A 24,128-nucleotide genomic window follows, 5' to 3' on the forward strand; every position below is an offset into this window, starting at 1 on the left:
ATAGACCCAGCGGCAAGGAGGTGAGCAGGGTTGCGAGGCTCTGCCTCGCGCTCCGGGATATTTTTGGCCAGATGAAGAAACGGATTCTTAACCATATCGAGTGACAAGGATAGAGCGGTACAGGCGGGGACGCCGATGACCGCGCCAGGTGAAGCTCTCCGGCGAAACGGTCGGAGAGCGGATCCCTGCTTCATCTGGCTAAAAATATCCTGGGGGTGTGGGGGCAAAGCCCCCACCTGTTTTCACATGGAAAACGACGTGCCACATCCGCACGAAGATGTGGCGTTGGGGTTTTCGATCACGAAACGCGCGCCGATCAGTTCCTGAGTAAAGTCGATCACGGCGTTTTCCAGAAACGGCAGTGACACAGAATCCACGATAACCTTTTGGCCTTTACCTTCAAGGATCAGGTCGTCATCCCTCGGTTCATCTAGCGCGATTTCGTATTGGAACCCGGAGCAACCTCCGCCTTCTACAGCGACGCGCAGGGCTTGGCCCTGATCGGCGGCGCCGATTTCGGCCAGGCGCTCAAAGGCGCGCTCTGTTACTGTTGGGGGCAGATTCATGCCGCACTCCAAAGGTTTATTTCTGTCTCACTCTACCATATAGAAAACGCAATGGCAGGCGACAAGGACAAGACCTTTGGAAAGAGCAGGTTTTGCATCTGACCCAGGCCGCACCAGAGGGCGTCTGGTGCCAGAGGACGAGAGCAGTTTCCGGTCATGCTTTCAGCGTGATCGAGACAGGATCATTCATGCCAGCGCGTTTCGGCGGCTAAAGCACAAGACGCAGGTTTTTGTTGAGCATGAAGGGGATAGCTATCGTACCCGTTTGACTCATTCGATCGAGGTGGCTCAGGTGGCGCGGACTATTTCGGGCGCTCTGGGGCTAAATCCCGAACTGACCGAGGCGGTGGCGCTGGCCCATGACCTGGGGCACACGCCGTTTGGTCACACGGGCGAGGATGCTCTGCACGCGATCATGGGCCCTTATGGGGGGTTCGACCACAACGCCCAAGCCATTCGCATTGTGACGAGGTTGGAGCGTCACTACGCGGAGTTCGACGGCTGCAACCTCACTTGGGAAGCCCTCGAAGGGATTGCCAAGCACAATGGCCCTGTTGTGGGCCCATTGCCGTGGGCGCTGGCCGAGTGTGACGCCGCGTTTGACCTTGAGTTGAGCACCCATGCCAGCGCTGAGGCTCAAGTAGCGGCTCTGTCCGATGATATTGCCTACAATAACCACGACTTGCTCGATGGATTGAGGGCCGGGCTTTTCACCGATGAAGAAATCCTGCAACTGCCGATCTTGGGAGATTGCTACGCAGACGTGGACATCAAGTATCCCGCCCTCGATCACTATCGCCGTAGACACGAGGCATTGCGGCGTGTTTTCGGTGTCATGGTCTCGGATGTCATCGACACGTCTGCAAGGCTGATTGCCGAGTCCGGGGCGCAGTCGGTGGAAGAAATCCGCGATCTGGGCCGCCCGGTTGTCCAGTTCTCGGATGGGCTTTGGGCTCAGTTGAAGGAAATCCGAGCGTTTCTGTTCACCCGGATGTATCGCGCACCGTCGGTGATGAAGGTTCGGGCAGAGGTCAGCAGGGTGGTCGAGGAGTTGTTCCCGATCTACCTCAACGATCCCCGGCAGATGCCCGCACGCTGGCACGCGGACATCGAGGCTGCGGCTGACGAGACCGCTCTGGCCCGGATCGTTTCAGACTATATTGCCGGAATGACAGACCGGTTCGCGATTCAGGATCACGCAAGGTTGACGGGCAAGCCGCTGCCCGGTGTTCACTCGACACTGATGTAGGCCAAGGCCCAGACCTGTTGGCCGGCTTGTTCGTCGGCAATGTCTTCGTTCTCTGTTGGGGGGAATACGATCATGGTGGGACCGTAGCCACCTATCCCCATAGGGGCACCATCGGCGTGGGTGGCAAGGATCGGCCTATAGGCCGAGATGTTTTGCCACGAGATTTCCGCCCGGTATCCGTCCATCGCCATTGGTATGGCAGTTTTGCCCTCGGCCCCGACCATGATCATAATGTCAGACAACAATGGGCCACTGAACGTGATGTCGCGTAGGTTGTCCTCGGTGCCATAGGGTATTGTAATCTCGATTTGCGGCAGGCTGTCCAGCATCGCGGCGTCATATCCAACAGCCCCGTCGTGGCTAACCCCAAGAAACCCCAGCAACCCGCCGTCATCTTCTGCGCGGGCAGGTAGGTTCGTTTCGCTGACATTGCCGCCAAGCGTGATCAGGACATGGCCTTGTGGTGCGGGCAGATCGGAAATCGCGGGCAGGGCGCTCGTCAAGAGCAGGATAACTGGAAGGGCAAGGCGCATGCGGGGACTCCAAGTTGAATATTCCGACAGACCTTAGCGGGGTTTGATGCTAAACCAAGGGCAAACCGATTGCCTCCATTGACCTTGCCGCTTTGCGTGTTAAACCGCCGAGCAAGCAAAAGGACATCCGAAATGAACCTGTTTTCCGAGATCCGCGGCCTTGTGTTGGACGCGCTGGCGCAGATGCAGTCCGAAGGTGCTCTGCCCGAGGGGTTGAGCTTTGACAACGTGGCCGTTGAGCCGCCGCGCGATGCGGCGCATGGCGATATGGCGACGAATGCGGCGATGGTGCTGGCAAAGCCTGCCAAGATGAAACCGCGCGACATTGCGGACGTGTTGGCCGGAAAGCTGGCTGAGGACACGCGGATCACTAGCGCCGAGGTTGCCGGGCCGGGGTTCCTGAACCTGCGGTTGGCTCCGACCGTGTGGCAAGGTGTTCTGGCGGCTGTGCTGGAAAATGGTACGGACTATGGGCGCTCGACCATGGGCCACGGGCAGAAGGTGAATGTCGAATATGTCTCGGCCAACCCGACCGGTCCGTTGCATGTGGGTCATACGCGGGGGGCCGTGTTCGGCGATGCATTGGCTAGCCTGCTGGCCTATTCCGGCCACGATGTGACGCGCGAGTATTACATCAATGATGGCGGCGCGCAGGTGGATGTGCTGGCGCGGTCCGCTTATGAGCGGTATCGCGAAGCCAATGGCCTCAGCCCTGAGATTGCCGAAGGGTTGTATCCGGGCGATTATCTGATCCCGATCGGTGAGGCGCTGAAAGAGAAATACGGCGATAGCCTGATCGACAAGCCCGAAAGCGAGTGGCTTGAGGACCTGCGCAACTTTGCCACCGAAGCGATGATGGACCTGATCCGTGCCGACCTTAAGGCGCTGGGCGTTGAGATGGACGTGTTCTTCTCGGAAAAATCGCTCTATGGCACGGGCCGGATTGAATCTGCGCTGCAATCGCTGACTGACAAGGGTTTGATCTATGAAGGCGTGCTGGAGCCGCCGAAAGGCAAGAAGCCCGAGGATTGGGAGCCGCGCGAGCAGACCTTGTTCAAATCGACCGAACACGGCGATGACGTCGACCGCCCGGTCAAGAAATCGGATGGCTCGTGGACCTATTTCGCGCCCGATATCGCCTATCACTATGACAAGGTGACCCGCGGCTTTGACGCACTGATCGACGTGTTTGGCGCGGATCACGGCGGTTATGTCAAACGGATGAAGGCGGCGGTGTCGGCGCTGTCCGATGGCAAGGTGCCGCTGGATATCAAGCTGACCCAGCTTGTGAAACTGTGGAAGAATGGCGAGCCTTTCAAGATGTCGAAACGGGCGGGGAATTTTGTCACCCTGCGTGATGTGGTCGATCAGGTTGGACCCGATGTGACCCGTTTCGTGATGCTGACCCGCAAGAACGACGCGCCTTTGGATTTCGACTTCGACAAAGTGCTAGAGCAGAGCCGCGAGAACCCCGTGTTCTACGTGCAATACGCCCATGCCCGCGTCATGAGCGTGCTGCGCCGCGCGGCTGAGGCGGGGATTGCAACCGACGATGCCACCCTCGTTGGGGCGGACCTGAGCAAGATTGATCATGCATCGGAACTGACTGTTGCCAAGAAGCTGGCCGAATGGCCACGTCTGGTCGAAATTGCCGCGCGGACCAATGAACCGCACCGCGTTGCCTTCTATCTGTATGAATTGGCAGGGGATTTTCACGCTTTGTGGAACAAGGGCAACGATGAAACCCAGCTTCGGTTCATTCAGGATGGCGATGTTGACACAAGTCAGTCAAAAATCGCACTGGCCCGGTCCGTTTCTGTTGTGATTTCAGCGGGCTTGGGTATTCTTGGCGTCACTCCGGCGCAGGAGATGCGGTAACAAATATCGCCCGAACCGCCGGTACGAGGTAGGCAAGAAATGACCCGCGCGCCTTATTTTCTGGCGCGAAACGGGCAGTGAGGCGGACATGGCGAATTACGATTACTCGGGGCACATGCGCCCCGAGCAGATGCATTATACGAATCAACCTCATACTCAGGATGGGCCTGAGTACTCAGACGAAATGCACGGATATGATGCGGCGCCACGCGCTTTGGGTCTAGGGCGTATCGTCAACACGCTTGGGGCGGTAGCGTCCCTAGCTTTGGTCGCTGGTATCGGCGTTTGGGGCTACAAGTTAATTATGCGGGACGTAAGTGGCGTGCCCGTTGTGAGGGCGCTGGAAGGTCCGATGCGGATTCAGCCCGAAAACCCCGGCGGAACACCTGCTGATCATCAGGGGTTGGCTGTCAATGCGGTTGCAGCCGTTGGTTCTGCTGCGCCACCTGCTGATCGCCTGATCCTTGCGCCTCGCCCGGTATCGCTGACGGACGAAGATACGCCGGTCGTGTCGCTGACGCCCACAAAGGCTGTGCACCTGGTCGAGGAAGAGATTTCCGACCAGGAAGCCGCCCAAATGCGCCAAAGCGCGGTGGATGCGCTGGTTGCAGAACTGGCGGATGGAAATACCGCCGCCGCTGAACCGGCAGAGCATGGCGTGCAGTTGGCCTCACTTGTCGCGCCGGAAGAAGAACCTGCGATTGATCCAGCGGATCTGGCGGCTCAGCTACCTGACCCGGAACTGGCGGCTTTGCCCGGCGTCCGGCGTTCCCTCCGTCCGATTACGCGCCCGGCGCGGACGACTCCGGCAGGGATTACGCCGAACAGTTCGACCGAGAACGCAATTAACGCAGCTGTCAAAGCGGCCGTTGGTCTGGATGTGGACCCTGACGCATTGTCAAAGGGCACACGCCTTGCCCAGCTTGGTGCGTATGAAAGTTCGGATGTGGCTCGGGCCGAATGGGATCGCCTGAATGGTCGATTTGGCGAGTATATGGATGGAAAACAGCGTGTTATCCAGAAAACCTCAAGCGGTGGGCGTACCTTTTACCGGCTGCGCGTGCTGGGCTTTGATGATCTGAGTGACTCGCGCCAATTCTGCGCGGCATTGCAGGCGCAAGGCGCGGACTGCATCCCGGTTGCTGCCCGTTGACGTTTGGCGCTGCGATCTCTGACGCCGAGGGCTTGCGCCTGTCGGATGAAGAAAAGAGCCTGTTCCGCAAAATGAACCCGTTTGGGTTCATTTTGTTTGGCCGCAATATCGACACGGCAGACCAGGTGCGTGCCCTTTGCGATGACTTTCGCGAGGCGGTTGGCCGCAATTGCCCCATTACCATTGATCAGGAAGGTGGCCGCGTGCAGCGTCTGCGGACCCCGATCGCGCGTGAATGGATGCCACCACTGGATCACACCACACGTTCAGGCGAACAGGCCGAGCGTGCGATGTATCTGCGGTATCGGCTGATCGCGCAGGAACTGTTTGAGCTGGGGATCGACAGCAACTGTGCCCCTATGGTCGATCTGGCGCGCGAGGATACTCATCCTTTCCTGCAAAACCGCTGCTATGGCTCTGATCCGGATCAGGTTTCCAGAATTGGGCGAGCGGTTGCCAAGGGGCATCTTGATGGCGGTGTGCTTCCCGTGATCAAGCATATGCCCGGCCATGGTCTTTCAACCATGGACAGCCATCATGATCTGCCCCATGTGAATTTGCCTCTGGATGCGCTGGATCGTGACGACTTTGCCCCGTTTCGGGCCTTGAATGACCTGCCGATGGGTATGACCGCTCATTTGGTCTATGATCAGATTGATCCCCAGCCTGCGACGATTTCCTCCGTGATGATCCAATTGATCCGCGACAGAATTGGTTTTGACGGGCTGATCATGACTGACGACATCTCGATGAAGGCTCTGAGCGGCGCGCCAGAAGACATCGCGCGTCAGGCGCTGAAGGCTGGATGTGACGTCGTCTTGCATTGCAACGGATCGTTCGATGCCCGAGCGCGCGTGCTAGAGGCCGCCGGAGAAATGACCGACCGGGCACAATCCCGCGCGGAAAAGGCGCTGTCGATGCGGCAGAAGCCAGCGGAACTTGACATCCCTGCGGCTGAGGCTGAACTATCTGCCCTAATGGGCGGGCAGGTGTATGAACGATAACCTTTTCAGCGAAGACCCGGCGTCGGTCGCGGATCGCCTCGCGGCCGAAGCCCTGATCGTTGATGTCGACGGGTTTGAAGGCCCGTTGGATGTCTTGCTGACTCTGTCGCGGACGCAAAAGGTTGATCTTCGGAAAATCTCGGTACTGGCCCTGGCGCAGCAATATTTGGCTTTTGTCGAAAAGGCGCGTGCGCTGCGGATCGAGTTGGCGGCTGACTATCTGGTTATGGCTGCGTGGCTGGCCTTTCTGAAATCCCGTCTGTTGCTGCCACCTGACCCTGATGACGAAGGACCGTCGGGCGAGGAGCTTGCCGCGCACCTGGCTTTCCAACTGGAGCGGCTGCAAGCGATGCGCGACGCCGCCGCTCGTCTGATGGCGCGCGACCAACTGGGACGCGATTTTTTCAAACGCGGGCAGGGCGAGGATATCACGCGCATCCGCACCGTGACTTACTCTGCCACGCTGTTGGATCTGATGCAGGGCTATGCCCGTATCCGCACCCGGGATGAGTTCCGCCCCTTTGTCATGGATCGCGACGCCGTCTTTACGATGGAACAGGCGCTGGAACGGATGCGCCCCCTGATCGGCTTTGCCGGAACATGGACGGATATGGAGACCTACCTGCCTGACGGATGGGACGCGGACCCGGTGCGCCGACGCTCGGCCACGGCCGCGACCTTTGCGGCCTCGCTTGAGTTGGTGAAAGAAGGACATATGGAGATCAAGCAAAGCGAGACTTTTGCTCCGATCCACCTGCGTAAGAGGACGGAAACACGTGACTGACGCCCCCGAAGACGAAGGCACCGGCACCCTGTTCGAGGCTCCTCCGCTGGCCGAACAAGAGCGGATGGTCGAGGCCGTGCTGTTCGCCAGCGCCGAACCCGTGACGATTGCCGATCTTGAGGCCCGGATGCCCCATGGCAGCGACGCGGCGCAAGCGGTTGAATTGCTTCAGAAACGCTATGAGGGGCGCGGCGTCCGCGTTGTGCGTGTAGGGGATGCCTGGGCGATCCGCACCGCCGCCGATCTGGGCTTTCTAATGCAGAAAGAGACGGTTGAGACGCGAAAGCTCAGCCGTGCAGCGATCGAGACATTGGCGATTGTCGCGTATCACCAACCTTGCACGAGGGCCGAGATCGAGGAAATTCGCGGTGTTTCGGTTTCGCGCGGCACCATTGATCAACTGCTTGAGATGGAGTGGATCAGGCTTGGCCGTCGCCGCATGACACCCGGGCGACCGGTGACTTTCGTGGTGACGCCGCAGTTTCTGGACCACTTCGGTCTGGAAAACGCGCGTGATCTGCCGGGTCTCAAGGAATTGCGCGCTGCTGGTTTGCTGGAAAACCGCCCACCGCCGGGTGCCATGCCGCTGGGCGAGGGGCAGGGCGACGAAGAAGATGAAGACCAGACAGAGCTGTTCGAGGAAGAGTGATCGTTCGCCTCTTTTACCACGGTGCCGATCGTCTATGTTGGGGCTAAGAAAACGGAGTTGAGCAATGAATGCCAATCGAATGATCGATATGATCGTACGTCAAGTCATGCGCCGTCTGGTGAACAAGGGCGTGGACAAGGGCTTTGATATGGCAAGCCGGATTGGTCGAAACTCTGCCGACGCGCCCGGTGCCAAAGACGACTCCGGTGCAGAACGCCACATGCAGCAGAACGCCCAGCGGCAAAAGCAGAACATGAAACAGGCGCAGCGCATGACCCGTCAGATGCGCCGGTTCATGAAGTTCTAGCTTACTGCTTTGAAATGCTTAGATAGTTTCAGGCCTTGCCCTTGATAGTTTGAGGCGATACCCGCGCCATAAAGCTGCGTGGGCATTTCGGCCATTTTCTCATAGACCAGCCGCCCGACGACCTGTCCGTGTTCCAGCACGAAGGGGGCTTCGTGGCAGCGCACTTCCAGAACACCGCGCGATCCTGCGCCGCCAGCAGCGGCATGACCGAAACCGGGGTCGAAGAAACCCGCGTAGTGCACGCGGAATTCGCCAACCATAGCCAGATAGGGCGCCATTTCTGCCGCATACATGGGCGGAATATGGACCGCCTCGCGGCTGACCAGAATATAGAATGCGCCGGGATCAAGGATGATGCGGCCATCGGTGGTGCGCACTTCCTCCCAGTATTCCTGAGGGTCGTATTCGCCAATCCGGTCGAGGTCGATCACGCCAGTATGCGGTTTGGCGCGATAACCGACCAGATCGGTGTCTGGCAGTTGCAGATCGACCGAAAAACCCAAGCCGTCCTGAATGACAGCAGGGCCATCGACAAGTGGCGAGTCGTTGTGCAGCGCAGTCAGTTCCGCGTCGCTCAGGACAGCTTGCCCTTCGCGGAACCGAATCTGGTTCAACCGCATTCCGGGCCGCACAAGGACCGAGAAGGAGCGGGGGCAGATTTCGGCATACAAGGGGCCATTGTACCCGGCGGGCACCCGGTCAAATTCAGTCCCGCCATCGGTGATGGTGCGGGTCAGCAGGTCCAGTCGCCCGGTCGAGCTTTTGGCGTTGGCGACTGCGGTGATGCTGTCGGGCAGGGCAAGCGATTCCATCAGCGGAACCAGATAAACGCAGCCCTTTTCCAGAACCGCCCCATCGCTGATATCTATCCGGTGCATCTCGAACTCGGCCAGTCGGTCAGCGACCGAGCGCCCTTCGCCAGCAAGGAAAGATGCGCGCACGCGGTAAGCTACTGTTCCCAAGCGCAGGTCCAGACTGGCTGGCTGCACTTGCGGGTCGATGATCGCTGGTTCTGCGGTAATCTCACCGCGCGCTATCATGCCCTCGATCTGTTGGTTTGGACATACGCCTGTCATTCCGATCCCCCCTGATGCCAGAGCGGGATCTGGCCTGTTTGCCATAAACGTCGGTGTAATTTGGTCGGGCTAGCAGGACTCGAACCTGCGACCTTCCGTCCCCCAGACGGACGCGCTACCAGGCTGCGCCATAGCCCGACGTTGGGGTGTTCATAAAGACTTTCCCGGCAGGGGCAAGAGGAAATCATCGCCTTTTTTCTTATCCCGCCGATCGACTCTCAATTCGATCAAGTACGGCGCGCAGCTCTTTCGCGACCGGCGCGATCTGACGCAGAAGTTCTTCGTCAAAATCTGTTTTGCTCCAAGCCTGAGACGCGATTCCGCGAACCAAGGCTGCCCCAGTTAACGGGTCCGGCTCAGAGCTTTGGGCGGCTGCGGCAACCTGTGTCGTGGTCGCAGTTGCCTCGGCCGCAGGTGCAGCGGCGGCTGGTTCAACCTGTGGAATGTCGGTCGGCTTGGTTCCCCCCAAGTCCAACGCGATCTGTTCCTGAGCGGGGGTGGATTTCGTCGAGAAGGGAACAACGACACTGTCACGCGGGGTCGGGTCTGGTTGAGCTGGCTCGTCCAGACTCTGAGACAGTGACGAGACATGCGACACGCCTTGTTCACGCAGGATGCGTTGTACGCCCTTTATGGTAATTCCGTCCTCGTGCAGCAGTTTTTTGATGCCGCCCAAAAGCCGCATGTCATTGGGGCGGTAATAACGGCGGCCACCCGCGCGCTTTACCGGTTTGACCTGACTGAAACGGCTTTCCCAGAATCGCAGAACATGAGCTTGAACGCCCAGCCAATCCGCAACCTCACTGATCGTGCGAAATGCGTCGGGGGACTTGCTCATGACACTGCCGCCCTGATCTTACTTGCGGTTCCCGGCGGCGACGCGATCCTTCATCAGGTGCGACGGGCGGAAAGTCAGCACGCGGCGCGGCTGTATCGGAACCTCTTCGCCGGTTTTGGGGTTGCGGCCTATACGAGCAGTCTTGTCCCGAACGCTGAATGTGCCGAAAGACGAGATCTTGACCTGTTCGCCGCGCACAAGTGCGTCGGACATGTGGTTCAAAACGCTCTCAACCAGTTGCGCGCTTTCGTTGCGTGAAAGGCCAACCTCACGAAAGACGGCCTCGCTCAGATCCATTCGGGTCAGTGTTTTGTCGCCCATGCCTATTCCCCTGTTGATGCCATAGAATATGGCGGGGGGAAATTCACTGTCAATATCAATGAATTGCGAGAGGGTGTGTAAGCCGTTTTGCGCTTGTCACCACCGCAGCACGACCGAGCCCCAGGCCAATCCACCTCCGATTGCCTCGGTCACGATCAGATCGCCCTGCTTGATTTGGCCCCGTTGCTTGGCGACCGATAGGGCAAGTGGGATCGACGCGGCCGACGTATTTCCGTGATCCTGGACAGTCACGACGACGCGTTCCATTGGCAGCCCCATTTTCTTGGCTGTGCCCTGAATGATGCGGATATTGGCCTGATGGGGAACAATCCAATCCACATCCGAGTTTTCCAACCCTGCTTTTTCCAATGAAGTTTCAGCAGTTTTTGTAAGTTTTTCAACGGCATGTCGGAAGACTTGATTGCCTTGCATCCGAAGATGGCCCGTCGTTTGCGTCGAAACGCCTCCGTCTACGTACAGCAGGTCCTTATAGCGACCGTCCGAATTCAGGTCAGTCGCCAGGATGCCACGATCCTGCGATGTGCCTTCACCCTCTTGCCCTTCGAGGATCAGCGCGCCTGCTCCGTCACCGAACAGAACGCAGGTCGATCGGTCCGACCAATCCATGATTCGCGAAAAGGTCTCGGCGCCGATCACCAGAACGCGCTTGGCTTGCCCGGACAGAATCAAGGCATTTGCGTTGCTCAGTGCAAAAACGAATCCCGCGCAAACCGCTTGAACGTCGAAGGCAAACCCCTTGGTCATGTTCAACCTTGCCTGCACCATCGTCGCAGCCGAAGGAAAGGTCAGGTCGGCTGTGGACGTTGCAACGACAATGGCGTCAATGTCATCCGCCGTCAGCCCCGCATCCTTCAGCGCGGCTTCGGCGGCGTTGGTGGCCAAATCAGACGTCGTTTCATCGTCGGCGGCAAAATGGCGTCGTTCGATACCCGAGCGAGTCTTGATCCACTCGTCCGACGTATCGAGCGTCTTTTCAAATTCGGAGTTCGGAACAATGCGCTCTGGCAAATAGTGTCCGACACCTACAACAACTGAACGGCCTGCCATTCTGAGGTACTGCCTTTTTTGTTATTCGCCCGCCTTCGACGGTGCGTGCGCGGCATCTTGTGCAAGCTCGGCTGTGGATGCAACCCGTGCCGCCAATTTTTCGGCAAAGCCCGACTGAGCCAATGTGAAGGCTAGCTTTACCGCTGCTGAAACTCCGGTCGCGTCCGCGCCGCCGTGAGATTTGACGACGGTTCCGTTGAGGCCAAGGAAAACCCCACCATTTACACGGCGCGGGTCGATGCGTTTCTTGAGGCGGTTCAGCGACGTGATCGCAAGGACCGAAGCCAAGCGGGACAGAGGGGAATACTTGAACGCTTCACGTAGTAGATCACCGATCAGGCTTGCAGTGCCTTCGCCAGTCTTGATCGCGACGTTTCCGGTAAACCCATCGGTTACAATGACATCTGCTTTGTCGCCGGGAATGTCGCTGCCTTCGACAAAGCCCACAAAATCAAAACTGGCCTGATCCGCGAAATCCGCGATCATTGCATGGGCCTCTTTCAGCTCGGCCCGGCCCTTGTGTTCTTCGGTGCCCACATTCAGCAGACCGATCCGTGGCCGTTCCAGCGCCATGCCGTTGCGCGCGTATGAAGCACCCATCAATGCGTATTGCAGCAAATCCTTGGCGTCCGCGCGCACATCAGCGCCGACATCCAGCATTACGTTAAAGCCCTGCGGGTTGCGAGAAGGCCACAGAATCGCGATTGCCGGGCGGTTGACACCCGGCAGTTTGCGCAGCCGCATCATCGACAGCGCCATAAGCGCCCCGGTGTTGCCGCAAGAGACCGCTCCGTGCGCTTCGCCTTGCCGTACCGATTCCAGGGCAGACCACATCGAGGTCTGCTTGCCGTTGCGGACAACCTGGCTGGGCTTGTCCTCCATCGTGACCACGTCGGGGCAATCACGAAAAACGACGCGTCCGTTCAGGACACGCCGTTTTGCGACAAGTTTGCGCAACGTGGCTTCGGGCCCATGCAGGACAAACGCGATATCGGGGTTTTTGTTTGCTGACTGAGCAATGCCTGCCACTACTGTGGCAGGCCCCGAATCTCCGCCCATTGCGTCAACCGAAATGGTAATCCGTCCGGCGTGCTTGGGCTGTTCTGTCATGCCTTGGCCTGTACGTTGAAAGGCTTAGGCCGCGTCTTCGTCCAGGTCGATTTCGTCGGTCTGAGCGACGACTTCACGGTCATCATAGTGGCCGCAGGACGCACAGACGTGGTGCGGGCGCTTCAGCTCGCCACAGTTCGGGCATTCGTTCGGGTTTGCAGCAACCAGAGCGTCATGTGCGCGGCGGTTGTTGCGGCGCGACTTGGAAACTTTGTTCTGTTGGACAGCCATGGTCTCAACCTTTGTCTACTAAGGGCCAACAGATTCGCTGTGGGCCGGGTTTCATTCTTCGTTTTTCTCGTGGTTTGACGCGCGTTTAGGGGACCAGCCCCGCAATGTCCAACCCAAATTCCGATGAGCGCGCGAAGATACTGCGATTCTCGACATGTTCAAGCGATTTTTCTGAGGGCGTGCTATGACAGGAAATCAGACCCGTGTCACTCGTCTTTTTTCATCGCATCGCGCAAACCGGCTAGCCCGGCAAAGGGTTTGACGTCTTCGTCGGTCATCGCCTGTTTGCCCGGTTCTGTATAGTCGGCCTGTGCCAGTTCGGCACCTTCCTTGCGCGGATATTGTGGCAGAGCGAGCGACAGCGCCTCGATCATAACCTGAGCGGGGTCAATCTCTGGCCCCAGAGGTTCGGATTCGTCACCTTCGGGAATCTCGAACTCTTCTTCGTCCGGGTCTGACCAATCCGCTAGGAATACACGAGTTACCGGCACGTCGATTCTGGTCGTTACGGGTTCCAGCGTCACAACACATGGCTGAATGACCGTCGCGCCCAGTTTGCCTTTCAAACCCCAGTCGCGCTTGCCTTGGGCGCGAACCTCGCCCACAAAGGTCAACTTGCGCAGTCCAAGCAGGTTAAGATCGTCCTTGATCGAGTCCAGAATCTTGGAGTCCGGACGCAAATCGAACATGGTTGGGGCGTTCTGCGGCAGGTCGGCGACCCGCAGAGATGTCTGGTTGTTCATTCGTGACCCTTTCCTGTGTTGAACCGGGGCTGCGGTTTGATGTAATCGGATAGGGTCCGCAAGGGGCCAAGGCAAGAGGGTGTGAATGTTGAAGGTTGTGAACAGGTTGAAACCAGCGTCCAAAGCGCTTGCCTTTGGGGTCTGTCTGGCCGTTGCCGGTGCGTGTACACCTGTTTTCGAGAATCACGGCTATGTTCCCACCACCGAGGAGCTTGCCGAGATCAAAGTTGGCGTGGATACCCGCGAAAGTGTGGTCGAGGCCGTCGGTGCGCCTAGCTCATCAGGTGTGGTTCGTGATTCCGGTTACTATTACGTGCGCTCCAAAGTGCGCCATTACGGGCCCAAGCGCCCCGAAGTCGTTGAGCGCCAACTGGTCGCGATCAGCTTTGATCAGCGCGGGGTCGTTCGCAACATCGAGCGCTTTGGGCTTGAGGACGGAGTGGTCGTTCAGTTGGATCGCCGCGTGACGGATTCCAGTATCGAGGGCCGGGGCTTCCTGCGTCAGCTGCTTGGTAACATTGGCAACTTCAACCCAGCGAACATTCCCGGCGCGACCAATTAATTTGTAGCCAGTTCTTGTCGCAGTCACACGATGGTCACACATAGTGTGATAGTCACGCGGCAAGATGAAACGGGTCTGCAACCGCGGAGGTGCGACCATGGCACTATTGCTCGGCAAAGGCCGGTACCGCGCGCGACTGGCGCAAACACCGCAAGATATTGCGGCGGCCCAGGCGCTGCGGACACTGGCCTTTGGAACGGAACAGGTGGATCAGGACGGTTTCGATCCGCTGTGCGCACATATTCTGATCGAGGATACGCGCGCTGGCGGGCACTTGGTCTGTTGCTTTCGGATGCTGACGATGGATCAGGGGTCCGAAGTTGGGCGCAGCTATTCCGCCCAGTTCTATGACCTCTCGGCGCTTGAAGGGTTCACCGGGCGCATGGTCGAGATGGGGCGATTCTGCGTACATCCCGACTGGACTGACCCTGACATCCTGCGCGTCGCCTGGGGGGCAATGACCGCCTATGTGGACGAAAACAATGTGGAAATGTTGTTTGGCTGCTCATCCTTCGCCGGGACGGAAACATCCGAGTATCTGGACGCCTTTGCCATGCTGAAACATCGCCATCTGGCCCCAAAGCGCTGGTTGCCGCGCGTGAAAGCGCCCGATGTGTTCCGCTTTGCCGCACGGCTGCGACGTCGACCTGATGCGAAGAAGGCAATGCTGCGGATGCCGCCGTTGCTGCGCACATATCTGATGATGGGCGGCTGGGTCAGCGATCACGCGGTTGTCGATCGCCACATGAATACACTCCACGTCTTTACCGGGCTTGAGATCGGGGCGATTCCCCCGGCGCGAAAGCGGCTGTTGCGCGCGGTTGTCGGGTAATCGTCGTTGACGCCTTGGCCCTGCCGGTTTAGCTGGCGGATATGGCGAGAATTCCTTTGTTGCAGATGGCCGGCATTTCCCTGACCTTTGGGGGCGATCCGGTGTTTTCGGGGCTGGATCTGGTGGTTCAGCCGGGCGACCGCGTCGCTCTGGTCGGGCGGAACGGATCCGGCAAGTCGACGCTTATGAAAGTCATGGCGGGGCTGGTCGAGGCCGACCACGGCGACATCGTGATTCCTCCGGGAAAATCTGTGGGTTATATGGAGCAGGATCCGGGGATGGAGGGGTTTGCCACGCTGGGCGACTATGCCTCCAGCGGGTTGGAACCCGGAGAGCTTTACAAGGTCGAACGCGCGGGTGAGGGTTTGAAATTTGACCCTTCGCGCGCTGTTGAGACCGCCTCGGGCGGTGAACGCCGTCGTGCGGCGCTGGCCAAACTGATGGCCGAAGCGCCCGACCTGATGCTGCTGGATGAGCCGACCAACCATCTGGATATCGAAGCGATTGCTTGGCTGGAACGCGAGTTGGGCGCGACCCGCGCGGCTTATGTCCTGATCTCGCACGACCGCGCGTTTCTGCGCGCACTTACCCGCGCGACCCTGTGGATCGACCGTGGGGTTGTCCGGCGGCAAGAACAGGGCTTTGAAGCATTCGAGGCGTGGCGCGACAAAATCTGGGAAGAAGAAGACCAGCAGCGCCACAAGTTGAACCGTCTGATCAAATCCGAAGCGAAATGGGCCGTCGAAGGCATCAGTGCGCGGCGCAAGCGCAATCAGGGCCGGGTGCGTGCGTTGCAGGCGTTAAGGGCCGAGAAAGCAGCGCAGATCAAGCGTCAGGGCTCGGCTGCGATGACGCTGGAAGCAGGACCTAAATCTGGCAGAAAGGTTATCGAGGCTAAGGGGCTGGCCAAGTCTTTCGGGACGCAACAGATCGTTCGGAACTTTGATCTTTTGGCCCAACGCGGGGACAGGGTGGCCTTTGTCGGCCCCAACGGTGTGGGAAAGACGACCCTGCTGAAAATGCTGCTGGGGCAGGAGCAACCGGACGAAGGCTCTGTGTCGCTTGGAGCCAACCTTGAGATTGCCGTTTTCGATCAGACCCGCGCTCAGTTGGACCCTGAAATGACCCTCTGGGACAGCCTGACAGGTGACCCCGAGATGCGCGTTTCCGGCAAGGCCGATCAGGTGATGGTCGGCGGTCAGCCCAAGCACGTTGTCGGCTACCTCAAAGAGTTTCTGTTCGATGAGCGGCAGGCGCGGGCCGCCGTTAAGTCTTTGTCAGGCGGAGAAAAAGCACGGTTGCTGCTGGCCAAACTGATGGCCAAGTCGTCCAACCTGCTGGTGCTGGACGAACCGACCAACGATCTGGACGTGGAAACGCTGGACCTGCTGCAAGAACTGCTGGACGACTATGATGGAACCGTGCTGCTGGTCAGCCACGATCGCGATTTTCTCGACCGCGTCGCCACGACTACCATCGCGATGGAGGGCAATGGCCGCGCCACCGTTTATGCGGGCGGGTGGTCCGACTATATTGCGCAGCGCGGTGACGTTTTTGAGAAGAAGACTGAGAAAGCAAAGCCTTCAAAGCCGAAGGTGAAGCAGGAAGCTCAACCCAAATCCGGCCTGTCTTTTTCCGAAAAGCACCGTCTGGAGAAGTTGCCAGCCGAAATGGAACGGCTTGAGGCCGAGATCGGCAAGCTCGAAGAGCTCATGTCCGATCCCGACTTGTTCACCCGTGAACCGGTCAAGTTCCAAAAAGCGACCGAGGCACTGGTTGAGCGGCAAGAGAAACTAGCGGCAGCCGAGGAAGAATGGCTGATGCTAGAAGAAAAGGCCGAGGGCGCTTGAACGTCACCTCATCCGAAGGGCGCCGTCGATGCGGATAACTTCTCCGTTCAGATAGCCCATCTCGATGATGAACCCGGCCAACCGCCCGAATTCGCGTGGGTCGCCAAGGCGGGCAGGGTTCGGGACATCCGCCGCCAGTTGCTGTTGCACTTCTTCCGGCAGGCCAGCAAGCATGGGCGTCATGAAAATGCCCGGTGCAATGGCCATCACGCGGATACCGGATGAGGCCAAATCTCGGGCCATCGGCAGCGTCATGCCCACAATGCCACCCTTGGATGCGGCATAGGCGGTTTGGCCTTTCTGACCATCAAACGCTGCAATCGACGCCGTGTTGATAATCACACCCCGCGCGCCGTCTGACTCGGGCGCGTTCTTGGCCATCTGTTCGGCGGCCAGGCGCGAAACATTGAAAGTTCCCACCAGGTTGATGTCGATTGTGCGCTGGAACGGGCTTAACGGGTGAGGACCGTCTTTCCCAACCGTCTTGATACCCACGGCAATACCGGCACAGTTCACCGCAGCAGTGATCCGACCCATCTTGTCCGTCGCATAGGCAATCGCAGCGGCGACCGAAGCCTCATCTGTCACATCCGTCTCGACAAAGTGCCCACCGATCTCGGCCGCGACCTCTTTTCCGCGCTCGGCGTCACGATCCAGAATAGTGACCTGCGCTCCGTTTTCGGCAAAGTACCGAGCGGTCGCCTCGCCAAGCCCGGATGCGCCACCAGTGACTATGGCAGCGGTTGAGGGTAGTTGCATTTCGGTAACCTCTCCTTAATTTTGACACATTGTGACCACATTTGATTGGTGGCGCGGGTAGATATTGTATATCGGCGCGCCAAGACTGTCACAACTGGTGTTCTGATCGGTTGTGATGAGTAGTGGCGAGCCCTTTAGTTAACGCAATTTCAGCATGTGCTTAACCGCGCTTCATCTGAGGCTTCCACATTGAAATCGAAGATCCTGAGGTACTTGGGTTTTGAGGGCGCAAGGAGATTAATGATGCGGATAAGACTGAAATCAAGCGTTTCAGCCTTGGTGGTATCCCCGTTCGTCGGGGCGTTGATGGCGACAACTGCGCAGGCTGCGCCAGAAGTTTGCAATGCGAGAACGGCGCGGATTGCGGCCAATGCGGGCGATTATCAAGCCTTGTGTGATTGCACGCAAGTGACGCCTAGCTTTATTGAACGCCTGCAGCGGCGGTCCGATTTTGAAGCCACTTTGGCAGTTACTGGTGAGCAGTGCCCCGCTTTGGCCGCATTGTTGACAGATTTCGCTACGGCGTCGATTGGGGCAACATCCGATACGGGGGAAAACCCGAACGACGATCAAGTGAGCCGAGCGGGATCCGGTCCGAGCGGAAACAACGGCGGCGGTGACGGCGGAAACAACGGCGGCGGTGACGGCGGAAACAACGGCGGCGGCGACGGCGGAAACAACGGCGGCGGTGACGGCGGAAACAACGGCGGCGGTGACGGCGGAAACAACGGCGGCGGTGACGGCGGAAACAACGGCGGCGGTGACGGCGGAAACAACGGTGGCGGCGACGGCGGGAACAACGGCGGCGGCGACGGTGGAAACAACGGCGGCGGCAACGGTGGAAACAACGGCGGCGGCAACGGTGGAAACAACGGCGGCCCCGGCAACGGGAACGGCAATGGCGGCAATCCGGGTAACGGCGGTGGCAACACCGGTGGCTCGGGTCCCGGAACCGGTAATGGCGGCGGCAACAACGGCCAAGGCGGTGGAAACGGCAACGGCGGCAGCAATGGCGGCGGCAAAGGTGGTGGAAACGGCAACGGTGGCAGTAACGGCGGCCCCGGTAACGGCAACGGGAACAGCGGGAACTCCGGTAACGGCGGCGGCAATACCGGTGGCTCTGGTCCCGGAACTGGCAATGGCGGCAGCAACAACGGCCAAGGCGGTGGAAACGGCAATGGCGGTGGCAACGGCGGAAAACGCTGACGCCACAAAGCGCATCATCTCAAAAAACTACGGCCACCCAAAGGGGTGGCCGTTTTTTGTTAGTCTATCAGCTCAGCCCAGTTGAACCAGTGCGTGCCGCTTTTTCCCTGCGCTCAGCTTGATCGGTGAGGACAGCGCGCCCGCGTCGATCATCAACCCCGCGTCGGTTAGCGGAGCATCGTCGAGCTTGGCACCATTCTCAGCGATCAGGCGCTTGGCCTCTTTGCCGGATTTGGCCAGACCGGACTTCACGATCAACTGAACGATCGAGGCTGGCAATTCATCCGCACCGACGGTCAGGGTCGGAAGGTCGTCGCCCACGCCACCTTTCTCGAACACTTCGCGCGCTGTGGCTTCCGCTGTGGCTGCGGCCTCAGCCCCATGCAGCAGAGTGGTCACCTCGTTGGCGAGACGGATTTTGGCCTCGTTGATCTCGGACCCTTGCAGCGCGGCCAGACGGTCGCATTCGTCCACGGGCAGCTCCGTGAAGATCTTCAGAAAGCGGCCTACGTCGGCGTCGGTGGTGTTGCGCCAGAACTGCCAGAACTCATAGGCGCTCAGCATATCTCCGTTCAGCCATACGGCCCCGCCCTGAGATTTGCCCATCTTGCGGCCATCGCTGGTGGTCAGAAGCGGCGTCGTCAGGCCGTAGATTTCCTGATCCAGCACGCGGCGCGTCAGGTCGATTCCGTTGACGATATTGCCCCACTGGTCACTGCCGCCCATCTGTAGAACGCAGTTATAGCGACGGTTCAGCTCAAGGAAGTCATAGGCTTGCAGGATCATGTAGTTGAATTCGAGGAACGACAGCGATTGTTCGCGGTCCAAACGCGATTTCACCGATTCAAAGCTCAGCATCCGGTTGACCGAGAAATGCCGGCCGATATCGCGCAGAAAATCGAGATAGTTCAGGCTGTCCAGCCATTCGGCGTTGTTCAGCATCATCGCGCCGGTGTCGCTGTCGTCATAAGACAGGTACTTGGCAAAGACCTTCTGCATCCCGGCGATATTGGCGTCGATCTGTTCCGGGCCAAGCAAGGGGCGCTCATCGGACCGGAACGAGGGGTCGCCCACCTTGGTGGTACCGCCGCCCATTAGGGTAATCGGCTTGTGCCCGGTCTTTTGCAGCCAACGCAGGACCATGATGTTCATCAGGTGACCGACATGCAGCGACTGCGCCGTGGCGTCATACCCGATATAGGCTGTTTGCACCCCACGGATCAGCGCGTCGTCAAGGCCCTGATAATCGGTGCAGTCGGCGAGAAAGCCGCGCTCGATCATCGTGGCGATGAAATCCGATTTGGGGTGGTAGGTCATATCCGTGCCCTTTGGGTTTGTGTTGCGGGGCAGTGTATAGGCGGTGGGGGTGGTAAGGAAAAGGCACCTTTTGCAGGAAAAGCGCGCGGTGCGTCTGATGTGGCTTGCGTTGTGTTCGCGTTACCGTGCAGGTTGTGGCCAACGTGCCGATGTAACGGGCGCGAAGGACGCAAGAGGTAAGGCATGAGCCGGGTAATTGGCAAATCGGACACGGTCACAGCACTGGGCGCGATGTCGGGCACGTCTCTGGATGGCGTGGATGCCGCCGTGGTCGAAACGGACGGAGTGCGCATTCTGGGGTTCGGTCCCAGCGGCTATCGCGCCTATTGCGAGGAAGAACGCGCCACCCTCAGGGCCGCGCTGGGCCATTGGCACGGTCCAGAAGTCGATACTGCCGCTGAGCTGGTCACAATTGCTCATGCCGAAGCGCTGTCTGAGTTCGACGAGATCGACCTGATCGGCTTTCACGGCCAGACGCTTGCCCATGAACCAAGTGGGCGGGGCACGTTGCAGGTGGGCGACGGCGACGGTTTGACTCAGGCGCTGGGTGTTCCCGTCGTGTGGGATTTCCGCAGTGACGATGTGGCAATGGGAGGTGAGGGCGCACCGTTGGCGCCGTTCTTTCACTTCGCCTGTGCCAAGTGGATCGGGGCCACGGAGCCGGTGTGTTTTCTGAACCTCGGCGGGGTGGGGAACCTGACTTACGTAGACCCCGGTTTTGACGGCCCCGAGGCACCCGGCGCGCTGCTGGCCTTTGATACCGGCCCGGCCAATGCGCCCGTGGATGATCTGATGCAGGCGCGGCTTGGTCTGCCGATGGATCGCGACGGTGCTGTTGCACGCGGCGGGACGGTCGAGACGGGCGCGCTGGAACTGTTTCTGGCCGAGCCGTTTTTTAACAAGATGCCGCCCAAATCCTTGGATCGAAACGATTTCTCTGAAATGATCGGGCTGGTGAAAGAGCTTTCGGACGCTGACGCCGTAGCGACTCTGACAGCGATGTGCGCAACGGGCGTCGTGCAAGGGATGGAGCATTGCCCCAAACGGCCCACGCGCGTGCTTGTCACCGGGGGTGGCCGCCACAATCCTGTACTGATGGAGATGCTGCGCGTCTCGCTGGACTGCCCGGTAGAGCCGGTCGAGGCCGTGGGTCTAGACGGAGACATGCTGGAAGCGCAGGCATTTGCCTATCTTGCCGTGCGTGTGGCCAAGGGGTTGCCGACCTCTTGCCCGGGAACAACCGGGGTCAAGGCTTTGGTAGGTGGTGGGGTGATCAGCGCTCCAGCGCGTGCACGTAGTCTGCCGTAAACTCAGCATACCCATCCGATGTGGTTTGAAGATGGGATTTCGTCCAGACGTGCAGGGATGGCAATTGGTGGAAAGGCACGTTTGGAAACGCATGATGTTCCGCGTGAAAGGGCATGTTCCACGCTAGAAACCGGATCACGCGGTTGGTGAAGGTGGTGCGCGAATTCTCAAGCATATTGGCGACCGGCGGGCAGAGGCCGTGTTCTGCCAACAGGTAAAGGCGCAGGAACGGCTGACCCATTAGGACCGGAAACAGCCAGAGCCAGAACAGAACCGGTGTGAAAACCAAGCTGATGCCAGCAAGCGTATAGAGGCCAAGCAAAACGCGCGCCTCTATCCGCATGGCGCGGTGCTGTCGCCGGGGCAGGTAGGGCGCATCGATCTTTCCGATCGCATTGTGAAAGAGAACCAGCGCCATGCCTTTCCAATACGGCCAGCCGCTGAGGTAGATTGCCAGATCGCGCCAGCGTTCCGGTCTGGGTTTGCCGTCCAGCTCCGGGTCTTTGTCCGGGTCATTGGTCCATTTGTGGTGGGCCAGATGAAAATACCGAAACCACGTAAAGGGCAGGGCAATAGGCACTGAAACAAGATGACCAACCGCGTCATTCAGCCAGCCGGTGCGAAAGGGCGTCTTATGGGTGCATTCGTGGCTGAGCGTGAACAGGAACACCAGCAGCAGACCTTGAGGCAGCAGCAGAAGCGGCCAGAGCGGAACCTGAAAGGCAATGCCTGAACTGGTAGCCAGAAGCATCAGCACATAGAGGGAAAGGTGCTGCAAGCCTGAGATGTCGGAACGTTCTTGCAGGCGGTCTTTCTCCTCCGGCGGAATCGAGGCTATGAGCGCGCGGTGGTCCATTCTTTAACCGCGGGGGATGTCAAAGCCGGGGTCGGCCAGTTCAAAACCGTCAAACTCAAACCCCGGAGACACGGTGCAACTGACCAGGGTGTAATCCCCGGTGGTACGGGCGGCTTGCCAATGGCCTTTAGGCACAATCAGTTGGGGCGCGCCTTGGGCAAGGCCCGGGGTCAGCGTATGATCCACCGCTGGTCCGGTGTCTGTGTCGCTGATGGATAGGATAAGCGGCGCACCGGAGTGGAACAGCCAGATCTCGGTCGCGTCGACGCGGTGCCAGTGGCTGCGCTCACCCTCTGCCAACAGGAAATAGATGCAGGTGCCCGTCGCGCGGCCTTTGTTATCCGCGCGCCAGGTTTCGCGAAACCAGCCGCCTTCGGGGTGTTGTTGTAGTTTCAGGTGGTCGATGATGTCTTGTGCGGTCATTGGTGCCTCGTGGTTGGGGAGGATTATGCACGGGTTTGCGTGATCCGCTATGGTATTCGGCCGGATCAGGAATATGTTTGCCGCATGACCCTGATGATCCCCTTCGACAACACCTATGCCCAGCTTCCGAACAGCTTTTACGCGCGGCAGGCTCCGATCCCCGTGCGCGCACCGCAACTGATCGCGTTCAACGAAGACCTCGCGCGAGTTTTGCGCGTCACTCCGGGCGATGTGCATGAAATGGCCGAGGCGTTTGCCGGAAACACACTGCCCGAAGGATCCGAGCCGATCGCGCAGCTTTATTCCGGGCACCAGTTCGGGAACTACAACCCGCAACTTGGTGACGGTCGCGCCGTGCTGTTGGGTGAGACCGTCGGGATCGACGGGGTACGCCGGGACATACAGCTCAAAGGGTCGGGGCCAACACCGTTTTCCCGTCAGGGCGACGGGCGGGCTTGGTTGGGTCCGGTTTTGCGGGAATACGTTGTATCCGAGGCGATGCACGCGCTGGGCATTCCAACGACACGGGCGCTGGCTGCGGTTGAAACCGGAGAGGTCGTTCTGCGCGAAGGGCCGATGCCCGGCGCTGTGCTTACAAGGGTTGCACAAAGCCATCTGCGCGTGGGGACGTTTCAGGTCTTTGCGTCGCGCGGCCAGTTCGACAGCCTGCGCCAACTGACGGACTACGCCATTCAGCGTCACTACCCTCAGGCCAAGGGGCCAATGGGTCTGTTGCGCGCCGTGGTCCAGAAACAATCCGAGCTGATCGCCGTATGGATGAGCGTGGGCTTCATTCATGGCGTCATGAACACCGACAACAGCTCGATCGCCGGGGAGACCATAGATTACGGACCCTGCGCCTTTATGGACACCTACCACCCGAACACGGTCTACAGCTCGATCGACCGCATGGGGCGCTATGCCTATTCCAATCAGCCCGAGATTGCCGTTTGGAATGCCGCGCAGCTTGCAACCGCCCTGATCCAGCAGATCGAGGACAAGCAGGCCGCAGTGGAAGAAGCGACCGAGATTGTTCACGCCATGCCTGATCTGCTGCAAGAGAATTGGCAGGCGCGCTTTCGGTCCAAGCTGGGATTGTCGACATCGGAAGACGGCGATGCGGAACTGATAACCGATCTATTGGTGCGTATGGCGCAAGGTCAGGCCGACTTCACCAACACGTTCCGCGCGCTGGGCAGCGATACAGCCCGCGATCAATTTACGGACCCGGACGCTTTTGACACTTGGGCCGAGGGCTGGAAGGCACGGTTGCAGAGGGAAGAAGACCCATTCCCGGTCATGGCCGCGGCCAACCCCGCCTTCATTCCGCGCAATCATCGGGTCGAACAAATGATCCAGGCGGCTGTGCAGGGTGATTATGGCCCGTTCCACCGCCTGAACCGGGTTCTGGCGCAGCCATTTAAGGATCAACCCGATGAGGCCGACCTCAAACGCCCGCCAACGCAGGGCGAAGTGGTGCACGCAACGTTCTGCGGGACGTAAGC

The 24,128-nt window shown here is 59.2% G+C and carries 26 protein-coding genes and 1 tRNA gene; 13 read left to right on the forward strand and 14 right to left on the reverse strand.

Features of this window, described 5'->3' with window-relative positions:
* Positions 1-242 precede the first annotated feature (242 nt).
* A complete protein-coding gene (locus ACR0KS_RS07745; RefSeq protein WP_170564864.1) occupies positions 243-566 on the reverse strand; it encodes a HesB/IscA family protein in 324 nt (107 codons plus the stop codon).
* A gap of 76 nt (positions 567-642) precedes the next feature.
* Here ACR0KS_RS07745 and ACR0KS_RS07750 point away from each other — a divergent pair, with 76 nt between their 5' ends.
* The gene (locus ACR0KS_RS07750) at positions 643-1,815 is read left to right on the forward strand and encodes a deoxyguanosinetriphosphate triphosphohydrolase (RefSeq protein WP_170564861.1); all 1,173 of its coding nucleotides are present in this window, start codon (positions 643-645) and stop codon (positions 1,813-1,815) included.
* Here the strand turns inward: ACR0KS_RS07750 and ACR0KS_RS07755 are convergent.
* Positions 1,797-2,348 (reverse strand): molybdopterin-binding protein, encoded by a 552-nt coding sequence (locus tag ACR0KS_RS07755; protein ID WP_170564859.1) that lies wholly within the window; start codon positions 2,346-2,348, stop codon positions 1,797-1,799. The two genes, ACR0KS_RS07750 and ACR0KS_RS07755, sit on opposite strands and share 19 nt — an antisense overlap.
* A 132-nt stretch (positions 2,349-2,480) precedes the next feature.
* Between ACR0KS_RS07755 and argS the strand changes: the two genes are divergently transcribed.
* The 6 genes from argS to ACR0KS_RS07785 all read left to right on the forward strand — a co-directional run bounded on the left by argS (position 2,481) and on the right by ACR0KS_RS07785 (position 8,123).
* Positions 2,481-4,226 carry an arginine--tRNA ligase gene (argS, locus tag ACR0KS_RS07760; RefSeq protein WP_170551738.1) on the forward strand — a complete coding sequence of 582 codons (1,746 nt, stop codon included), beginning with the start codon at positions 2,481-2,483 and terminating at the stop codon, positions 4,224-4,226.
* A gap of 88 nt (positions 4,227-4,314) precedes the next feature.
* Complete coding sequence (locus tag ACR0KS_RS07765) at positions 4,315-5,379, forward strand: SPOR domain-containing protein (protein WP_170564856.1); 1,065 nt, start codon at positions 4,315-4,317, stop codon at positions 5,377-5,379.
* Positions 5,376-6,383: a beta-N-acetylhexosaminidase gene (gene nagZ, locus ACR0KS_RS07770; protein ID WP_170564853.1), complete on the forward strand. Its 1,008-nt coding sequence runs from the start codon at positions 5,376-5,378 to the stop codon at positions 6,381-6,383. The genes ACR0KS_RS07765 and nagZ overlap by 4 nt, the downstream gene beginning before the upstream one ends.
* Positions 6,373-7,167, forward strand: a complete 795-nt coding sequence (locus ACR0KS_RS07775) for a segregation and condensation protein A (protein ID WP_170413669.1) — start codon at positions 6,373-6,375, stop codon at positions 7,165-7,167. The genes nagZ and ACR0KS_RS07775 overlap by 11 nt, the downstream gene beginning before the upstream one ends.
* On the forward strand, positions 7,160-7,816 hold the full coding sequence (gene scpB, locus ACR0KS_RS07780; protein ID WP_170564850.1) for an SMC-Scp complex subunit ScpB: 657 nt from the start codon (positions 7,160-7,162) through the stop codon (positions 7,814-7,816). Before ACR0KS_RS07775 ends, scpB begins: the two co-directional genes overlap by 8 nt.
* 64 nt (positions 7,817-7,880) lie before the next feature.
* Entirely contained in the window at positions 7,881-8,123 is a 243-nt protein-coding gene (locus ACR0KS_RS07785) for a hypothetical protein (protein ID WP_170564847.1), read from the forward strand.
* On the opposite strand, the gene ACR0KS_RS07790 is transcribed toward ACR0KS_RS07785, so the two are convergent.
* From ACR0KS_RS07790 to ACR0KS_RS07825, 8 genes are all read right to left on the reverse strand, one after another.
* Positions 8,120-9,199: a 2'-deoxycytidine 5'-triphosphate deaminase gene (locus ACR0KS_RS07790; RefSeq protein WP_170564844.1), complete on the reverse strand. Its 1,080-nt coding sequence runs from the start codon at positions 9,197-9,199 to the stop codon at positions 8,120-8,122. The two genes, ACR0KS_RS07785 and ACR0KS_RS07790, sit on opposite strands and share 4 nt — an antisense overlap.
* Positions 9,200-9,260: 61 nt before the next feature.
* A tRNA-Pro gene (locus ACR0KS_RS07795) sits at positions 9,261-9,337 on the reverse strand.
* 61 nt (positions 9,338-9,398) lie between these two features.
* Positions 9,399-10,037 carry a MerR family transcriptional regulator gene (locus ACR0KS_RS07800; RefSeq protein WP_170564841.1) on the reverse strand — a complete coding sequence of 213 codons (639 nt, stop codon included), beginning with the start codon at positions 10,035-10,037 and terminating at the stop codon, positions 9,399-9,401.
* Positions 10,038-10,055: 18 nt separating this feature from the next.
* Positions 10,056-10,358 (reverse strand): integration host factor subunit alpha, encoded by a 303-nt coding sequence (gene ihfA, locus ACR0KS_RS07805; protein WP_008755922.1) that lies wholly within the window; start codon positions 10,356-10,358, stop codon positions 10,056-10,058.
* A 96-nt stretch (positions 10,359-10,454) separates the two neighbouring features.
* The gene (locus ACR0KS_RS07810; RefSeq protein WP_170564838.1) at positions 10,455-11,426 is read right to left on the reverse strand and encodes a beta-ketoacyl-ACP synthase III; all 972 of its coding nucleotides are present in this window, start codon (positions 11,424-11,426) and stop codon (positions 10,455-10,457) included.
* 21 nt (positions 11,427-11,447) lie between these two features.
* Positions 11,448-12,536, reverse strand: a complete 1,089-nt coding sequence (gene plsX, locus ACR0KS_RS07815; protein ID WP_170382859.1) for a phosphate acyltransferase PlsX — start codon at positions 12,534-12,536, stop codon at positions 11,448-11,450.
* A 24-nt stretch (positions 12,537-12,560) separates the two neighbouring features.
* Positions 12,561-12,767, reverse strand: a complete 207-nt coding sequence (gene rpmF, locus ACR0KS_RS07820; RefSeq protein WP_170564836.1) for a 50S ribosomal protein L32 — start codon at positions 12,765-12,767, stop codon at positions 12,561-12,563.
* A 206-nt stretch (positions 12,768-12,973) separates the two neighbouring features.
* Positions 12,974-13,510, reverse strand: coding sequence for a DUF177 domain-containing protein (locus ACR0KS_RS07825; protein WP_170698113.1), 537 nt, complete (start codon positions 13,508-13,510; stop codon positions 12,974-12,976).
* Between the two features lie 85 nt (positions 13,511-13,595).
* Here ACR0KS_RS07825 and ACR0KS_RS07830 point away from each other — a divergent pair, with 85 nt between their 5' ends.
* The 3 genes from ACR0KS_RS07830 to ACR0KS_RS07840 all read left to right on the forward strand — a co-directional run bounded on the left by ACR0KS_RS07830 (position 13,596) and on the right by ACR0KS_RS07840 (position 16,754).
* A complete protein-coding gene (locus ACR0KS_RS07830; protein ID WP_170382863.1) occupies positions 13,596-14,072 on the forward strand; it encodes an outer membrane protein assembly factor BamE domain-containing protein in 477 nt (158 codons plus the stop codon).
* A 97-nt stretch (positions 14,073-14,169) separates the two neighbouring features.
* A complete protein-coding gene (locus tag ACR0KS_RS07835) occupies positions 14,170-14,904 on the forward strand; it encodes a GNAT family N-acyltransferase (protein ID WP_170564830.1) in 735 nt (244 codons plus the stop codon).
* 41 nt (positions 14,905-14,945) lie between these two features.
* A complete protein-coding gene (locus ACR0KS_RS07840; RefSeq protein WP_480693164.1) occupies positions 14,946-16,754 on the forward strand; it encodes an ABC-F family ATP-binding cassette domain-containing protein in 1,809 nt (602 codons plus the stop codon).
* A 3-nt stretch (positions 16,755-16,757) separates the two neighbouring features.
* Here ACR0KS_RS07840 and ACR0KS_RS07845 read toward each other — a convergent pair whose 3' ends face one another.
* Positions 16,758-17,513 carry an SDR family NAD(P)-dependent oxidoreductase gene (locus tag ACR0KS_RS07845; RefSeq protein WP_170564828.1) on the reverse strand — a complete coding sequence of 252 codons (756 nt, stop codon included), beginning with the start codon at positions 17,511-17,513 and terminating at the stop codon, positions 16,758-16,760.
* A 243-nt stretch (positions 17,514-17,756) separates the two neighbouring features.
* On the opposite strand from ACR0KS_RS07845, the gene ACR0KS_RS07850 reads away from it, so the two are divergent.
* Positions 17,757-18,719: a hypothetical protein gene (locus tag ACR0KS_RS07850; protein WP_480693165.1), complete on the forward strand. Its 963-nt coding sequence runs from the start codon at positions 17,757-17,759 to the stop codon at positions 18,717-18,719.
* 72 nt (positions 18,720-18,791) lie between these two features.
* Here ACR0KS_RS07850 and tyrS read toward each other — a convergent pair whose 3' ends face one another.
* A complete protein-coding gene (gene tyrS, locus ACR0KS_RS07855) occupies positions 18,792-20,036 on the reverse strand; it encodes a tyrosine--tRNA ligase (protein WP_170567085.1) in 1,245 nt (414 codons plus the stop codon).
* Between the two features lie 183 nt (positions 20,037-20,219).
* On the opposite strand from tyrS, the gene ACR0KS_RS07860 reads away from it, so the two are divergent.
* Entirely contained in the window at positions 20,220-21,344 is a 1,125-nt protein-coding gene (locus ACR0KS_RS07860; protein ID WP_170567083.1) for an anhydro-N-acetylmuramic acid kinase, read from the forward strand.
* On the opposite strand, the gene ACR0KS_RS07865 is transcribed toward ACR0KS_RS07860, so the two are convergent.
* Together ACR0KS_RS07865 and ACR0KS_RS07870 are read right to left on the reverse strand one after the other, a co-directional pair.
* Positions 21,310-22,200: a fatty acid desaturase gene (locus ACR0KS_RS07865; protein WP_170567081.1), complete on the reverse strand. Its 891-nt coding sequence runs from the start codon at positions 22,198-22,200 to the stop codon at positions 21,310-21,312. The two genes, ACR0KS_RS07860 and ACR0KS_RS07865, sit on opposite strands and share 35 nt — an antisense overlap.
* Before the next feature lie 3 nt (positions 22,201-22,203).
* Positions 22,204-22,623, reverse strand: a complete 420-nt coding sequence (locus ACR0KS_RS07870) for a cupin domain-containing protein (RefSeq protein WP_170567079.1) — start codon at positions 22,621-22,623, stop codon at positions 22,204-22,206.
* Positions 22,624-22,707: 84 nt separating this feature from the next.
* Here ACR0KS_RS07870 and ACR0KS_RS07875 point away from each other — a divergent pair, with 84 nt between their 5' ends.
* Positions 22,708-24,126, forward strand: coding sequence for a protein adenylyltransferase SelO (locus ACR0KS_RS07875; RefSeq protein ID WP_170567078.1), 1,419 nt, complete (start codon positions 22,708-22,710; stop codon positions 24,124-24,126).
* Positions 24,127-24,128 lie beyond the last annotated feature (2 nt).

It is taken from the genome of Ruegeria sp. BC7, assembly GCF_056539165.1.